Source organism: Vibrio sp. Y10_XG_PY6 (assembly GCF_024181795.1).
Classification (GTDB): domain Bacteria; phylum Pseudomonadota; class Gammaproteobacteria; order Enterobacterales; family Vibrionaceae; genus Vibrio; species Vibrio diabolicus.
In genome coordinates this window covers 1009428-1025091 of the sequence record NZ_JAMZAQ010000001.1, presented here as the reverse complement: position 1 = coordinate 1025091, position 15664 = coordinate 1009428, and the positions used below count along the sequence as shown (strand labels likewise).

Genomic DNA, 15664 nt, shown 5'->3' with positions numbered 1-15664 from the left:
AGTTATACTTTCCCTCCCGTTAAAAGACAACGTGACTCAGAGTTGCAAAAAGGTAACAATCATGGAATTGATGAACAATGAGCTGGTCTGCTTTGCAGCCATTTGTAAACACCTCTCTCTTACAGAGGCATCAAAAGAACTTGGAAAGTCGAAAGCTCAAGTCAGCAGGCAGTTAGCGGCATTAGAAAAACAACTTGGTGTAACACTCGTCCACAGGACAACAAGAAAACTCGTTTTAACTGATCATGGTGAAAGCATTAGAGAGCTTGCCATCAAAACGTTAGAGAGCTTGCAGGAGTTAAATTACAGAGCTAGCTCGTTGAGTGAATGCATTAATGGAAAGTTTAAAATTACAATGCCCAACTCTATAGCCTCTTCTATTTTTGGCTCTGTTCTTAAAGGCTTACAAGAACGATATCCAGCAGTGAACTTTGAAATATCATCAAGTAACAATGTTGAGAATTTATTAGAAAGCAGTGTAGATTTAGCGATTAGGCTTAATAACATTATTGATGACACTCTGATTGCACATAAAATCGGTGATTATAACGATGTTTTAATATCTACAGTTAACAATGCCAATAACAACACGCTATTAATCTACAAGAATCACTCGAATAAGGAATCAATTAAAAAGCAGTATACTGACGTTATCGAAGTTGATAACACCTCTATTTTAATAAACTTTGTCTCTGAGGGGGTTGGGGTTGGCGTCATCCCAAATTATCTTGTAAAAGGTAACCATATAGACAACAATATCCAAATTTCACAAAATTTTGATATAGAACGCTCCATGTATATCGCCTACCCTTATCAAAACCCTTTACCAAGAAAGCTAGCTGAAATATCTACTTTTATTAGGTCTGAGTTATCAAAAATATTGAAAAATGAATCACTTTAGGATGGCTTTTCAGATTTATAATTTTCCTTTGATAACTCATGAGGTCTAGCGAGAAGCTTTGTAACGTATTGTTTCAAAGAGCCTCGTTAGGCATTTATGAAAATCCCCAACTTTATGCTTGTTATCACAACATGAGATGCTATACCGTTTCATTATCAAGGCTTTGCGTGGAATAAATCACGTGGGTTAAACGATAGATTGACTTACATTAAAAATTTAATCGAAAGCATCTTTATATTAAATTGATTTCATACCGTTCTGCGTGTATCTTCTACCCATATCCCCACAATAACCAAGGAGAATGCCATGGATAAGCTACTCGCGTCTGCACTAGAAATTAAGCAGCGAACTATGGTGACTGGCTTTTTTGCTAGAAATGGATTCAAAATCGCTATGACCGATTTTGATGATGTCACTTTTGAGCGAGAAGGTGTGCAAGTTAACGTGCATTTTGATTTGCAGTCAAACGCAGAGTCTGCATCTATTTTATCCCAAGAGGCTTCTGCCATTCCTGGTTAATTATTTTGTCGTCAATCATACGTAAAGCCGAACACAAACGTTCGGCTTTTTAATGTACGAAAAACGGGATTACAGAAGATGTGGCACAAACCTGCGTTACTGTTACTCATCCAAGTAAACAATCAATAAATCCGCTTCAACCTCATTCGCTACCTTTGGTACCGATGAAAAGAAACGGCTCAATAAATTATGATGATGACCGCAGACTACGAGGTCTATTCCCTCTTTTTTTACGATTCCCGACAATTTGATATGCAGGTCGCCGATAACTGCCATCGTCTCGTGTACTGGATATAGGCATTTATCAGCGAGTTCTTGTAGCTCCTTTTGCAACTTTTGTTCTTCTTTCGGCTCCATGATCACACGATCAACATCCACATAAACGAATGAAAGTTTGGCGTTCGAGTTCTTTGCTTGAGTTATTGCTTTTTCGATAACGACTTGGCTAGATTGAGATAAATCAACAGCGACTAAAACGTGCTTGTAACTCATTCTTTCTCTCCTAGTTAGTTTTCATGTGCTTATAGTAAGTCTAGTTCACTAAGAGCGAATGCAATGTCTAAACTCATATTTCATGAAAATATGGGAGTTTGATATAAGAATGTGGAAACAGCCGAGCGATCAACTATCTAATAGCCATTGAAGGCTCGTGAAGTCAACTAGTGACTTAGGAACCAGTTATTGATATGTGGCCCATTTTGTTCTCCCTCCTTAAGATGTACATAACTATGTAACTAACGCAAACAAACCCACGTTACGCCGTCACGACGCTTCTAAACCCTGCCAATTTCTATTGCAGCTTGTTTTATATTCCTAATTACAACGTCGCCTAGTTTAGTAAAACCACTTGGCAATAAGTAATTTCTTCGTGTAATCCATCGATCAAGATTAAGAATTATTTTCATAGACAACACTGAATTAAAGACAAGATTTAGAGTTAAAACAGAGTCCAACACTCCTATGTTCAACCTAAGACCGACATACGTCTGCGAGCACTTACTGTCTATATAACGTCAACTATATAACTATATTCAGATTTTATTTCTCTGTTACAACGTGTCTTTTTTATCTTTACAGCATAATCCTCTACTTGAAAGTATACCCAATCATCATCTTGTAATTTAATTACACAAAAAGATGTTCGAAACATAACCACAAGACAAAAAACCAACACAAGTTACTGAATTTATTAATTTTAATTTAAAAAATAGCATTTCACCCCATATTCGTTCAAGCCAGAACGCATCAGGGTTAACTTAAATAAGTAAAGTTTTACCAATTGCTTAGTACAGAATAGAGGAAGTTGAATAAATTGAAAGGTATAGAAATAACGTTACGACGTAACTACGTTAAGGTGTGAAAATATTTGAGGATAATATGAGACCAAAAAAAACAGGGCCAAAGCCCTGATATGAATTAATTAGTTTTGTTGCTGTTGTTTTTCTGCGTACTCAGATCGAATCTGTTCGGCAACAATTTTGATGGCTTCTGCTGTACTTGTGCCCTTCGCCATCAATTCTTGAATTCTCTCTACAGCTTGTTGTTGCTCTTGGTGAGATAGAGGGGGTAAATCGTCAAACATAAAAAAGCTCCTCATTTTGAGGAGCAGACTATAACGATTCAATTAATAGGTCGCAAGGAAATTAATGGATGCCCCCATTGCGTTCTCGTTCGTGTACTGAGCAGCAATATCTAATTCGATCAACTTAAGTGGAGACAGTCCAATACCTGCAGTAATGGTACCTTCGTCGCTACTTCGAGCTAAGTTTTTCATATAACCCGCTCGCAATGCCAGTTGACGCAAGATATCAAATTCAATACCAGCTCGAATCATTTGTGTATTATCATCGAAGGATGAAAAACGTTTTTCTTCATTAAGATCGTAGTCGACACTCATAGTAAAGTAATCGGCAACAACCCCTGCCCCGACCGTATATACGGGACGCATGCTGTATTCGTATGATTTTATCGTATCACTGCCATACATGAACGATTTTGTTTTAACGTCTCTTCCGATCAAGTTTTTTGCTGAAATACCGACACGATATGGGCCAAAGAACCAAAGCGCGCCCGCATCCAAGTTAAACATCGTTTCCGCTGTCTCATGTTCACGTAAGTCTTTGGTATCGAAATTCTGAAAACTCGTGGCGTAAGAGTACGTATAAATACGCTGAAGTTTAGGCGTAACACCAAATGAAAGGTGTTGATTCATAAAGTTGGTGTATTTAGCAAGTGATACACCTGCTTCAGCAACACCAATAGAAACACCTTGTACGTAGCTATCGTCTAACGGATTAGTACCTGACGTATCTACTTTTGGTTGTACGAATGATTCAGTGTATAACTTACCGTATGCAGTTGCAGATAAAAATTTATTAGGAATACCTATAGCGACAACGCCACCAAGATCAAAGTCAGTTTTTTTTCCATCTATGGCATTCATCGATTTTTTGATTTCATCGACATCGGTCAATTTGCTGATGCGTTCGATTTCATCGACAAGATCATATTGATCATCGTAGTTGCCACCAAAACTTGGCACGATCATTCCTGCATCATCGTTTCGGCGATAAATTGCAGTAAGTGCGGGGTTGAAAAAAGGAGCAGTCAGATAAGTTGCTGATACCGTACCAACACCACCCATCGCATCGCTACGAGCTTCTATCGCATAAGTGGCAGCCGAAGCAAAGTTTGCGAAAAGTGTGGTGGCAACAGAGGTGGCTAGAATTTTATATTTGGTTTTCATACTACACTTGTGATTTTGGTTCTTCCTGAACCTTTATCGGCACAAATGGTATTTCTTTAACTATTCTTCTTGGGAAAGATCATAGGTTCGGCTAATAGTTTGAGCTTGCTCAACAATTATATCGCCCTGCCAACGACGACTGTTGATACTCACTGCTAGCACGTATCTATCATTTGGGACGCCCGCAAGCTCTAGTGAATTGGGATAGTTAGACTCGTAAGTCTTTTTCCACATTTGCTCGTATTGACCATCAATGTAGTCATATAAACCAACTTCAAGTTGCGGTAATGGACAATGGGGATTACGAAGTGCGCTCTTTTCTACTTTCCAATTCTCTTTAGATGTCCAACGAACATATTGCGAAGAATTGGAATCTCCTAATATTACCCAAGTTCGATACTCTTGTTTATCTTTAGAAACAATAGTTAAGTGATACAAGCCTGCTTCAAGCTTACCCGTGAGGTTATAGCGTTTCGAATAACTACGCTCATTGGCTAATTCCGTACCGCTCGGCTGTTCTTCATAACTGAATGAACTGTCTGCGGATATAGAATCATCCACCCATCGATTAAATGAAATATTTTCGATGTCAGTTGTAGCTCTTAGCTTGATCACTAACCTAAATGTATCACGCCCAGGGCTTTGGATGGTCTGACGAATAACGTTCACGCCACTTATCCATTCAGGTAGCGTTACACCAGTGAGAGACTTGCCACAGTTTTTAGATAGTGACTGACCAAGAAGGTCATTGAGATGAGGAGTCAAATCTTTACTTGGTTCCGTTTGCCACAGTTCAACAAGAGAGTTGAACATACCGGCAAGATCATCTTCAAGTAAGTGTTGATGTGCCTGCGTTAAAGGCGTGTTGGTTTGAAACCAGTCCATTGCATGGACTGGTTTCACTAACGCTAATGAGAGAACTACGGGGAGTAGTGTTTTCATTATGACTTATGCTTTCATCTTATAGCCAACACCGCGAAGTGTTTCAATTTCCAGTCCTGGCAGTTTTTGACGAAGCTGCAATACGTGCGTATCCACAGTACGTGTTGTTGGGAAGTGATTATAACCCCAAACGTGGTCAAGTAGCTCATCACGAGTAAACACGCGACCTAAGTTCGACGCTAAAAATAGCAGTAGATCAAACTCTGTACGAGTTAACGTAATTAGCTCATCTTTATAGGTAACTTCACGAGTTGAACGATCAATTTCTAAGTCTTTTGTGATCACTTTATCAGCGCTGCTTTGCTCTGCTGAATCCGGTGCTCGTAGCTGTGCACGGATTCTCGCAAAGAGTTCCGCTTCAGCAAAAGGCTTCGTTAAGTAGTCGTTCGCGCCGGAATCAAGGCCTGCAACTTTATCTTTTACGGTAACAAGTGCCGTTAGCAAGATAACTGGTACGTCTTTAATCTGTTTCCATTCTGGGAGACATTGTACAGAGTCACCATCTGGGAGTTGGCGATCGAGAATAACCAAGTCAGCTTTTTTCCATTGTGGTTCTACGTCTGCAATACGTTCCACATGTAAACACTCATATCCTGCTTGTTCCAGGCTTACTAACAGGCCATCAGCCAAGTTTTTATCGTCCTCAACGAGAAGCAGTGTCTGTTTCACAAGGTATCTCCAATATAAAGGTTGTAGGTGGTCCCATAAGGGACATTTTTCCGCCCATGCGGCCTACCATAGATTCAACGATTGTTAACCCAAGTCCTAACCCGCTCTTACTGACGAACGGTTTCTTCAAATTAGCCCAATCTTTAGCCGTTAGGCCACCAGCATCTCGGACTTGGAATACTATTTTTTCTTCACTAGTTGAAACATCCAATTCAACTGGTGCAATACCGTACTTAAGCGCATTACGAAGCAAGTTATCGATACAAGTTCCTAACCAGTACACATTAACTTTAGCAGCCACATCTTCATTGATGTTGAAAAGCACGGCACTATCAAATTCTTCTTCGATCTTAAATTCTAACCAGTCTGCGACAGACGGAACCCAGTCTGTTGCAAGCATTTGGTTATCAGATTGCAAATAATCTTTACTCGCTTCTGCCAATTGACGCAAACGACGTGTATCTTCACACAATCTGCGAAACTCGTCATATACGCTTTCAGGTAGATGCTCGAACTCTCGGCGAAAGCCCTCAACCGTCAGTGATAGAGATGCAATCGGTGTTCTGAGCTCATGCGTTAAAATTTGCAACACAAGCATTCTACTACGGAGCTCTTCTCGCTTACTATTCCAGCGGTATACAGCCCAACCAATCACTAGAAGAATATTTGCGATTACCAGTATGATCATACTGATCCGCAAAACTTGTGAGTGATCTTCTACATCCCAACAAATATTGCCTCGTTTAACAAAGCAACTTTTGCTTTGAGACGCTAGAGCGTACGACAGACCCGCATTAGCGACGTTTTCTTCCCAGATATCTTTCTCGAAGACAAAGTAACGGTCACCACGTCGTAACCAAAGTTCGTTACCTTCGATAAACATGCTCGCGCCTGCAATCAAAGCATTAATGGCGTCGTCGTCCATGTTTTTCAAGCTTTCTAACAACTCATCCCCTTCCTCATTGTCACGCTCTTTAATATGCATGTATTGAGCAAGCTTGGGTTTGAGTTCTGGATACTTATCCACATAGCGTGCAGCATAAGTCCCACCACCAGGGTGAATGAGGCCACTACGCGAGAACCAACGTGGTGTCAGTTGCGTCCCTTTACAGATAGCTCTTGTAAATACTAACGGCTCAGTAATTAAAGGACTTAGTGGCAATTTACCACGACAAGTATTCGCTAAGCTGTAAAGCTGTTGTATATCTTTTAACGGATAGTCAGACGTTTGCGGCAGAAGCGAATCTGGCGCAAGTAACTTGGTAGGATAATTTGATTGCAGAATACGAATATCATACGATTTAAGAGCTACTTCATAATTAAATAGCTCTGTAAACGTATCTATTCTTTCTGGTAGTGAATCGGAAAATGCAGGTGCCGAAAAAAGCGGCAATACAGTTGCAAAACCGAGCAAAAACTTTTTAATCAAACTGTTACCGTCACTTGTTACATTAGCCAAAACTATACATCAATCTACAAGCAATTGACATCTGCTAACAGAAGGATTTGCATTACTATAACATTGAAACGGAACAAAAAAGGGCCAGCGATTGCTGACCCTGTATAGTTTTAAATCAAGAATGGTTAGAGTGCTTTAAAAATAGACTCAACACTTTCCTTCGCATCACCAAATAGCATTGATGTATTTTCTTTGAAGAACAGTGGGTTCTGTACACCTGCGTAACCAGTATTCATTGAACGCTTGAATACCACTACATTTTTCGCGTTCCAAACCTCCAGTACAGGCATACCAGCAATCGGGCTGTTCGGATCTTCAAGAGCTGCTGGGTTTACCGTATCGTTAGCGCCGATAACCAGTACTGTATCGGTTTCAGCGAAATCATCATTGATTTCATCCATTTCAAGAACGATATCATACGGTACTTTCGCTTCAGCAAGTAACACGTTCATATGTCCCGGAAGACGACCTGCTACTGGGTGAATACCAAAGCGAACCTCAATACCTTTTGAACGAAGTACGTCAGTAATTTCATGCACTGGATACTGCGCTTGCGCTACAGCCATACCATATCCTGGAGTGATGATTACTGATTTTGAGTTCTTCAGCATTTCAGCGACTTCTTCTGCCGTTGTTTCGCGGTGTTCGCCCTGCTCTTCGTCACCTGAAATTACAATCTCTTGACCAAAGCCACCAGCAATAACACTGATAAACGAACGGTTCATGGCTTTACACATGATGTAAGAAAGAATCGCACCTGAAGAACCAACCAACGCACCTGTTACGATTAATAGATCATTTGCGAGCATGAAACCTGCTGCTGCTGCTGCCCAACCTGAATATGAGTTCAGCATTGAAACGACAACTGGCATATCAGCACCACCAATTGAAGCAACTAAGTGGTAACCGAACGCGAACGCAATCAGTGTCATCACAATCAGAGCGAACATGCTGCCATCTGCTTTTACGAAGTAGATCATAAGAAGCGTAGAAATCACAACCGCTGCAAGGTTCATTTTGTGCTTGTGAGGAAGGTTAAGCGGCGAAGAAGAAATCACACCACGTAACTTACCAAATGCAACAATTGAACCCGTGAAGGTTACGGCACCAATGAAAACACCCAAGAATACTTCTACAAGGTGGATAACATGTTCAGCATGAGTTGCTGCTTCTGGCGCATCAAGGTAACTGTTGTAGCCAACTAAAACCGCAGCTAAACCTACAAAGCTGTGCAGTATCGCAACCAGTTCTGGCATTTCGGTCATTTCTACTTTCTTCGCATAGAAAATACCGATCGCCCCACCTATCGCCATCGCAATAATTATCCACCCAAAGCCTTGAGCATCAGGGCTGAAGATCGTCGCGATCAGCGCGATCGTCATACCTACGATACCATAGTAGTTACCATTACGAGCGGACTCTTGCTTTGAAAGCCCCGCCAAACTCATGATGAAAAATAATGCAGCAACAATGTAAGCTGCTTGTACTAATCCTGCAGACATTGTAACTCCTATTTATCTTTGCGGAACATTTCAAGCATACGCTTGGTGACGGTGAAACCACCGAAGATATTGATGCTGGCGATCAATACAGCAATAAAGGATAGGAATGAAACGACCCCATTACCTTGCCCAATTTGCAGTAATGCACCAACCACAATAATGCCGGAGATAGCATTCGTTACCGACATAAGCGGAGTATGAAGTGCATGGGTAACATTCCAAACCACGTAGTAGCCGACAACACAAGCTAAAACAAATACAGTAAAGTGAGAAAGGAACGCTGCCGGCGCAACCGATGCAATCCAAGCAAAAGCACCTACTGCCGCGGCTACACCAATAATTTTCTTCGTTGGAGAGGTAGGTTCTTCTACTTTAGGCTCTGGTTTCGCAGGTTGCTCTTGTTTCACTTGCGGCTGAGCGGAAACCTGAATTGGTGGTGCAGGCCATGTAATTTCACCTTCTTTAACCACGGTGACACCACGGATAACAACATCTTCGAAATCAATATTGATGTTACCGTCTTTTTCTTTACACAGCAGTTTTAGAAGGTTAACAAGGTTTGTCGCGTAAAGTTGAGAAGATTGCGTTGGCAAACGGCCGACCATGTCAGTGTAACCAACAATTTTTACGCCATTATCTGTCATGATAACTTGGTCTTTCACTGTGTATTCACAGTTACCGCCATTAGCAGCTGCCAAGTCAACAATAACACTGCCCGCTTTCATGCTGTCGACCATTTCCTTGGTGATCAGCTTCGGAGCAGGTTTGCCAGGGATTAGTGCCGTTGTAATAATGATATCAACATCTTTAGCTTGCTCTGCATATAACTCTGCCGCTTTTTTGTTGAAGTCATCGGACATTTCTTTTGCGTAGCCGTCACCAGAACCAGAGTCTTCTTGGAAATCCACGGTCAGGAACTCTGCTCCCATGGACTCAACTTGTTCTTTTACTTCTGGGCGAACGTCAAATGCACGAACAATAGCCCCTAGGCTACCCGCAGCACCGATTGCAGCCAAACCAGCCACACCCGCACCAGCGACCAATACTTTCGCTGGTGGTACTTTACCGGCAGCCGTGATTTGACCTGTAAAGAAACGACCAAACTCATGAGCTGCTTCAACAACCGCACGATACCCAGCGATGTTAGCCATCGAAGAGAGCGCGTCTAAGGCTTGTGCACGAGAGATACGAGGAACGGAATCCATGGCAAGAACGTTAATGTTCTTACTTGAAAGTTGTTCCATCAACTCTGCGTTTTGAGCAGGCCAAATAAAGCTAACAAGTGTTGCACCATCTTGTAGTAGTGCGATTTCGTCAATGCCTTGTTCTTCATCTACGATTGGCGCATTAACTTTTAGAATAAGACCAGATGCCCAAACTTCTTCACTAGAAACGATTTTCGCACCAGCAGCTTCATAAGCAGCATCATCGAAACTCGCAAGCACCCCCGCTTGGGATTCAATCGCGATATCGAATCCCAACTTTATTAACTGCTCAACCGACTTCGGCGATGCAGCTACTCGCGATTCACCCGCAAGTATCTCTTTAGGTACACCGATTTGCAAAACGCATACTCCTTGTATACATATCAATAAATTAGTCCCAAAACAGAGCGTCGCTCTACTCTAACTCTTTTTTATTTCTATCTGTTTACCACGCAAGACAATTGCAAACGAAAGATGGTGTTTGGGGCCACCCATTTGCACAATAACACCTTGACTAACAGCCCTGTTATTATTCTGTTTGTATCGAACGCGTCTCATTACTTCAAGTGTTTTGTAATTTAAATACTAAATTTCATTACATATAACGCTAAGTAATGAATGATTGTCGCTCTGAGCACGAAAAATAACAACGCCATGCCTTACTAGACTGAGGTCTAACCAGATCATAATTAAATGCTGACTTAACAAACATTTAAGCTCTAAAAAAGAAAGAGCCATCAGCATATACACTAATGGCTCTTTTTAAGATGATTGGAATCAAGTTGCGGTGAATTGTTAGTCGAAGATTTTATCGCCCATTTGATCGATAAACATTTGAGATTTCTTCAACATAAGTTCATTGGCATCTTGTTCCGAGCCGAGCAAGTCTGAACGAATAAATCGATGCGTTTTCACTTCATCGTCGTATTGCTTTTCTATTCGACCAGCAATGCGGTATTGCCCACCCTCTGAAAGGCTCTCTTGATAAATAAAGAAACCTTTGTACTCAACTGGTTCCACAGTTTTTACTTCAGCAGTCTTTTCACTACCACCAAACAAACGCGAAAAAAATCCCACGGTTCCTCCTTGGGTAAGCTCATCGATAGATTAAGCTTGTATCACTTAATATTGACATTGAGGATTGGTTTTTCATACCAGTCCAATTCTTTGTCTTCATCATAACTGGTATGGGTAAAAATTACAGGTACATCATGATCTCGGTTTTTACGCCGGTCTTCTTTCACCATTTCTGCCGCGTTTTTCACCGCGATATCTGCACTTTGCTTAAATTGGGTGAGCTTTTGTTCCGGAAGCGAAGATAGAAAATCAATATCATGACGAATATAGACAGGTTTAAGCTGAATAAGTGCAAGGCACGCAATATCTGCGAGCTGCTCGTTGTTATACTGCTCTACAAACTGAGGCAAACTGAGCACTTGTCCAACAAGTGTTTCCATGTAGTTATGCACATCTGAACTTATCTGCATTGGCAAATCTCCCTTGTTCTATGAAAACAAGTATAGCAACGACTTGTTTATAACAACTTATTGATTGCTCTTAATTTAATCAATCTCTCTCTTTTTGTCGTAATGTCTCCCAAAATACTTGGGAAAATGAGCAAATAGACGTATTCTTGCTAGTTCTCGAAGCATGAAAATCGATAGCAGATTAATATCTATATTGATGAAACGCTTAACCTAACCAATTATATAATCAACTATTTTCAGGCAATTTGTAATAGATGTCCTCATCATCAATGACTTCATCAGGCTTTCGATTCCTTTTCCCATTTATGTTGCTGGGATTAGTGAGTTCGAGCATGAACAACATCATTCAGATGACTCAGTCAAACTGGGGTATTGCCGCAAATTTGCCGTACATACTGTTAGGCTGTGCACTGCTCCTTTGCTATTCATTTAAGCAAGGTCGGGAGTCAATGGTGTGCTTAGCGATGTTACTGGCCTATTTCGTGATACAGCACAGGCTACAAGTCCCACTTCAAAGTGGTACAGCCTTACTTGAGTTGACCATTTTAGCCACGCTACTTCCTGTTTCTTTTCTTGCGGTATTTTTGTTTAGTAAAGACGGTTTCGACTCAAGAGCCATGTTTACTTACCTCTTGATGTTAACGATGTTCGTTCTTTGGTCTTACCTTACGTTAGCGTATTACGTTGAAGGTGGGTTTGAACAATGGACAAGCGGCATTTTATTTATCGTACCTACGGTTTCTAAACTGCCTTTTATTCTAGTTTTATATTGTGTGGGTATTGTCTGCTTCCTCGGAATTCTTGTTTTAAAGAAGAATGAAATCATCCATGCTATGACCTACTCTGCAATGGTGCTGGCGTCCGCGACGTTCATTTTCTTTGATGTGCAATACATATCTAGCACCATGTTTACCCTAACGGGATTGCTTATCATTATTTATGCTGCCTCTGCCAGCCATCAATTGGCTTTCACAGATAGCTTAACGCGGATCCCGAGTAGGCGCGCACTCGACCTTGACTTAAAACACATGGGCAAAAAGTTCACGATCGCAATGCTTGATGTTGACCACTTTAAAAAGTTTAACGATACCTACGGTCACGATACGGGTGATGACGTATTAAAAATGGTCGCTTCGCGTCTAACTAAAACTCCCGGTGGCGCAAAAGTATATCGATTTGGCGGAGAAGAATTTACCATCGTCTTTAAAGGCAAGTACGCAGATGAGTGTAAAGAGTTTTTAGAAGAAGCACGTAAATCCATTGCAGAGTATGAGATGATTTTACGTGATGAAGAATCCCGCCCAGATAACCATAAACAAGGTCAAAAAAAGCGTGGTAACGACAGTTCGAGGAGAAAGTCGGTCTTTGTTACCGCAAGTTTCGGAGCGGCCGACAGCAAAAACGGGCAAGCACCTCAGGACGTGATTAAGTTAGCGGACGAAGCGCTTTACAAAGCGAAAAAAGCTGGACGCAATTGCGTGAGGCTTCATTAATACCCCTGAGCGAAAGTTAGCTGACTAATCTTGATTAAAGAACAAGACTAAGCTTCCTCCTTTTAACGCACTGCCATAATTGATCGTTAATCCGATCCCGATATTATCTATCCAATCGGAGTCAAATGGTGGTGTCATTAACCATCCAACACTGGCTTCGTAGTAGTGTACAGTATTCATGGGTTTTCTTGTATCACCACCAATATCAACTCGATTGAAGCTCGAATACACTGACTGCACAGTATCTCCAATGTGGGTAAAATCATAAAACACCTTTATTCCATTGACCCAATACCAGCCTTCCGGATTGCCAATATCACCATTATTTGCTTTACCCCAGCCAGTGCCATAAAAATAGTGAGGAGCCGACCAGAGGTACCATTTCCCCCACGATTCATGCTCTAGGTATTTGAGCTTTGTGTTGACTTCTCCAACAACGGCCCAAGCACTGGTGTTTAGGTATACACCTTCTAGAAATGGTTTTAGGTCATTCAGTGCATTACTACGATAACTATAATCGTTTTGATAGTACATTAAGTGTGAGCCGATTGCGCCACTAAGCGTTAGTTTGTCTGTGAGGTGTTTTTCTCCAGCAAACTCAATATATCCGCCCATGACTAACTCTTTACTTTTATCTGGAATCTGTCCTTTTTGGTCTACATACACATCTTGCTCTGTACTTAAGGCATAAACTCGGCCATTTAATAGATAGTGAGTTTGTATTCCCTCTTGTTCAAACAAATCAAAACTAAATGGTAGCGTTGATACAGCGATCTTCTTTCTGAGATCAACCGAATCTTGAGTACCAATGTCTTCGTTATCTATGTTGAAGTATTCGTTCGGATCGAAATCATGAAATCCTACCGTAAAGACATCGCTATCTGACAGAACGATCCCAATAGCAAAGTTCCTTTCATACTCTTTTTGTATCTGATCTTGAATCGAATTAGCCTTAGAACATAATGAAAAAAGTGACAGTGTAGCTAAGGCGTAACTATTGATAACAGCTTGTTTCAACTTGCATTTACCACCGTATGTGTATTTCTTCCTAAAGATTTTGAGGTATACAGCGCTCTATCCACCGTCGCATACAAATCAGACTGCTGCTCTTTTCCCGTCGGTTGAAAAACAAAAACACCTTGTGACACTGTCACCCTACTAGACACACTAGAATACTCATGTGGGTAATCCAGAAAATACATGGCCTCTTGTATACGTTCTGCTTCTCTCTCTGCGGTTTGGGCGTCTGTGCAACCCAGTAACACCACAAACTCTTCTCCGCCATAACGCCCTACGTATTCGCCAGAGCGACAAAATGTTGCTTTAAGTTGGTTCGCAATGGCTTGCAAGCAACGATCTCCTTCTATATGACCGTAATTATCATTAAACGGTTTGAAAAAATCGACGTCCAATAAAATCAAAGCCATTGGCATGTTGTGACGGCCATGCCATGCAACCATCGATTCTAACTTATGATCGATATAACGACGGTTATAGAGTTTGGTTAAGCCATCTTCATTCGCTTGCTGGGTCAAAAGTTGATTCACTTTCTCCAATTGAGCTGTCGCTTGTTTAAGCTCTCGTCTCATATGGGCAATACGCTGCATTGCGATAAGCTTAGAGTTCAGTACGAGTTTATCTACGGGTTTAATTAAATAATCATCACCGCCGGCCTCTATGGCTTTTGCAATCATTTCTGGCTCTTCGTGACTGCTCAGGAAAATTATTGGGATCCAGTCGGGAAAGGTTTCTCTGATATGAAGAGAGACTTCAAAACCGTTCATATCTGGCATCGATATATCGAGTAATACCAGTTCAGGATCAAAACTCTCGTAGGTGTTTAGTGCTTCTAGCCCACTACCCACCGCTTTTACAATATGTCCAAGTTGCTTAAGACGAATAGCCAACTGCATCCTGTCTAGCTGAACATCGTCAACCAGGAGGATTCGCATTGATGTCCCTGTCGGTTGCATAACGCGTTCCATTTCTTATTTTGTCTTTATTAAACATATACCATACTCATAGAGTTGTTGCATTCGACTCATAATTAAGTGCTATATTTTTGTTTAAATATCACGGAATCAATTGTCTATAACGATTACACTGAGAATTGCCCTACCAAAACATGACCAACGAACGTTAGTTCAACAAACTCAGGTATTTTGGTCATCTTACGGACACATGGGTATAGCTATTTGATGCATTTGGTATTAATATTCCCGCCTTTTTGTAATGAGAGACACACCATGTCAGAAGCAACTAACAGCGAAAGCAAAAAAATCGATCTAGCAACCATTTCTCCTGAACTACGTAAAGTTATTGAGTTTGACGAAGTTCCAGAGCAAATGTTCGAAATGGTTACCTCTATCCATGAAGTGTCTGAAGAAGCAGTGCGTGAGTCTTGGGACGAAATGCCTGCAAGTGCTCAGAACATTCTAGATAACTTCGAGCAATTTCATGCTCTAGTTTCTGTTGGCCAAGCATTTGCTGGTATCAACGTGATGGAAGAATTCCCTACTCTTCATCTGCCAGAAAACATGACAGATGAAGATAAAGAAGAATACCGCGCTCAATTACTTGATAATGTGCTTCACAACTGCGTGAAAGACATGGTTAAGCAACTTAAGAAAGCACGTCGCGACCCACTTCTTAAACGCGAATTCAAAGAAGTGTTCGCAAAATAACGTTTTTCCGACAAAATAAAGGCCGCGTTTGCGGCCTTTTTTGATCATTAAGCGTGC

At 41.1% G+C, this 15664-nt stretch carries 16 protein-coding genes; 4 read left to right on the top strand and 12 right to left on the bottom strand.

All coding sequences use genetic code 11. The annotated features are described in order from the left end of the window. The first annotated feature begins 61 nt into the window (after positions 1-61). Positions 62-901: a LysR family transcriptional regulator gene (locus tag NL644_RS04505; RefSeq protein ID WP_046875461.1), complete on the top strand. Its 840-nt coding sequence runs from the start codon at positions 62-64 to the stop codon at positions 899-901. Positions 902-1207: 306 nt separating this feature from the next. After that, on the top strand, positions 1208-1420 hold the full coding sequence (locus NL644_RS04500) for a hypothetical protein (RefSeq protein ID WP_012842272.1): 213 nt from the start codon (positions 1208-1210) through the stop codon (positions 1418-1420). Between the two features lie 102 nt (positions 1421-1522). Here the strand turns inward: NL644_RS04500 and NL644_RS04495 are convergent, their stop codons facing one another. The 10 genes from NL644_RS04495 to NL644_RS04450 all read right to left on the bottom strand — a co-directional run bounded on the left by NL644_RS04495 (position 1523) and on the right by NL644_RS04450 (position 11430). Continuing rightward, entirely contained in the window at positions 1523-1912 is a 390-nt protein-coding gene (locus tag NL644_RS04495; protein WP_046875460.1) for a universal stress protein, read from the bottom strand. A 928-nt stretch (positions 1913-2840) separates the two neighbouring features. Continuing rightward, entirely contained in the window at positions 2841-3002 is a 162-nt protein-coding gene (locus tag NL644_RS04490) for a YoaH family protein (RefSeq protein WP_080936793.1), read from the bottom strand. A 42-nt stretch (positions 3003-3044) separates the two neighbouring features. Further along, positions 3045-4166 (bottom strand): conjugal transfer protein TraF, encoded by a 1122-nt coding sequence (locus NL644_RS04485; protein WP_114323746.1) that lies wholly within the window; start codon positions 4164-4166, stop codon positions 3045-3047. A gap of 60 nt (positions 4167-4226) precedes the next feature. Beyond that, positions 4227-5108 (bottom strand): DUF2861 family protein, encoded by an 882-nt coding sequence (locus tag NL644_RS04480; protein ID WP_005394478.1) that lies wholly within the window; start codon positions 5106-5108, stop codon positions 4227-4229. Between the two features lie 6 nt (positions 5109-5114). Continuing rightward, positions 5115-5777 (bottom strand): response regulator transcription factor VxrB, encoded by a 663-nt coding sequence (gene vxrB / locus NL644_RS04475; RefSeq protein WP_005394480.1) that lies wholly within the window; start codon positions 5775-5777, stop codon positions 5115-5117. After that, complete coding sequence (vxrA, locus tag NL644_RS04470) at positions 5752-7206, bottom strand: sensor histidine kinase VxrA (protein ID WP_005394482.1); 1455 nt, start codon at positions 7204-7206, stop codon at positions 5752-5754. Before vxrA ends, vxrB begins: the two co-directional genes overlap by 26 nt. 155 nt (positions 7207-7361) lie before the next feature. Beyond that, positions 7362-8738, bottom strand: a complete 1377-nt coding sequence (gene pntB, locus NL644_RS04465; RefSeq protein ID WP_114323747.1) for a Re/Si-specific NAD(P)(+) transhydrogenase subunit beta — start codon at positions 8736-8738, stop codon at positions 7362-7364. An 8-nt stretch (positions 8739-8746) separates the two neighbouring features. Continuing rightward, the gene (locus tag NL644_RS04460; RefSeq protein WP_005394487.1) at positions 8747-10303 is read right to left on the bottom strand and encodes a Re/Si-specific NAD(P)(+) transhydrogenase subunit alpha; all 1557 of its coding nucleotides are present in this window, start codon (positions 10301-10303) and stop codon (positions 8747-8749) included. A 435-nt stretch (positions 10304-10738) separates the two neighbouring features. Further along, complete coding sequence (locus NL644_RS04455) at positions 10739-11020, bottom strand: HlyU family transcriptional regulator (protein WP_104972608.1); 282 nt, start codon at positions 11018-11020, stop codon at positions 10739-10741. 41 nt (positions 11021-11061) lie between these two features. Beyond that, positions 11062-11430, bottom strand: a complete 369-nt coding sequence (locus NL644_RS04450) for a late competence development ComFB family protein (RefSeq protein ID WP_048625058.1) — start codon at positions 11428-11430, stop codon at positions 11062-11064. Between the two features lie 254 nt (positions 11431-11684). Between NL644_RS04450 and NL644_RS04445 the strand changes: the two genes are divergently transcribed. Further along, entirely contained in the window at positions 11685-12923 is a 1239-nt protein-coding gene (locus tag NL644_RS04445; RefSeq protein ID WP_048625059.1) for a GGDEF domain-containing protein, read from the top strand. 24 nt (positions 12924-12947) lie between these two features. Here NL644_RS04445 and NL644_RS04440 read toward each other — a convergent pair whose 3' ends face one another. Continuing rightward, complete coding sequence (locus tag NL644_RS04440) at positions 12948-13940, bottom strand: Solitary outer membrane autotransporter beta-barrel domain (RefSeq protein ID WP_047009190.1); 993 nt, start codon at positions 13938-13940, stop codon at positions 12948-12950. Then, a complete protein-coding gene (locus NL644_RS04435) occupies positions 13937-14896 on the bottom strand; it encodes a diguanylate cyclase (RefSeq protein ID WP_074190148.1) in 960 nt (319 codons plus the stop codon). Before NL644_RS04435 ends, NL644_RS04440 begins: the two co-directional genes overlap by 4 nt. A 273-nt stretch (positions 14897-15169) precedes the next feature. On the opposite strand from NL644_RS04435, the gene NL644_RS04430 reads away from it, so the two are divergent. Then, positions 15170-15607, top strand: a complete 438-nt coding sequence (locus tag NL644_RS04430) for a DUF3069 domain-containing protein (protein ID WP_114323749.1) — start codon at positions 15170-15172, stop codon at positions 15605-15607. Positions 15608-15664 lie beyond the last annotated feature (57 nt).

What these genes read in the sequence shown, in the direction of transcription:
- NL644_RS04505 (WP_046875461.1), top strand. Translation starts at nt 62, where the DNA reads ATGGAATTGATGAACAATGAGCTGGTCTGCTTTGCAGCCATTTGTAAA.
- NL644_RS04500 (WP_012842272.1), top strand. Translation starts at nt 1,208, where the DNA reads ATGGATAAGCTACTCGCGTCTGCACTAGAAATTAAGCAGCGAACTATG.
- NL644_RS04495 (WP_046875460.1), bottom strand. Translation starts at nt 1,912, where the DNA reads ATGAGTTACAAGCACGTTTTAGTCGCTGTTGATTTATCTCAATCTAGC.
- NL644_RS04490 (WP_080936793.1), bottom strand. Translation starts at nt 3,002, where the DNA reads ATGTTTGACGATTTACCCCCTCTATCTCACCAAGAGCAACAACAAGCT.
- NL644_RS04485 (WP_114323746.1), bottom strand. Translation starts at nt 4,166, where the DNA reads ATGAAAACCAAATATAAAATTCTAGCCACCTCTGTTGCCACCACACTT.
- NL644_RS04480 (WP_005394478.1), bottom strand. Translation starts at nt 5,108, where the DNA reads ATGAAAACACTACTCCCCGTAGTTCTCTCATTAGCGTTAGTGAAACCA.
- pntB (WP_114323747.1), bottom strand. Translation starts at nt 8,738, where the DNA reads ATGTCTGCAGGATTAGTACAAGCAGCTTACATTGTTGCTGCATTATTT.
- NL644_RS04450 (WP_048625058.1), bottom strand. Translation starts at nt 11,430, where the DNA reads ATGCAGATAAGTTCAGATGTGCATAACTACATGGAAACACTTGTTGGA.
- NL644_RS04445 (WP_048625059.1), top strand. Translation starts at nt 11,685, where the DNA reads ATGTCCTCATCATCAATGACTTCATCAGGCTTTCGATTCCTTTTCCCA.
- NL644_RS04435 (WP_074190148.1), bottom strand. Translation starts at nt 14,896, where the DNA reads ATGCAACCGACAGGGACATCAATGCGAATCCTCCTGGTTGACGATGTT.
- NL644_RS04430 (WP_114323749.1), top strand. Translation starts at nt 15,170, where the DNA reads ATGTCAGAAGCAACTAACAGCGAAAGCAAAAAAATCGATCTAGCAACC.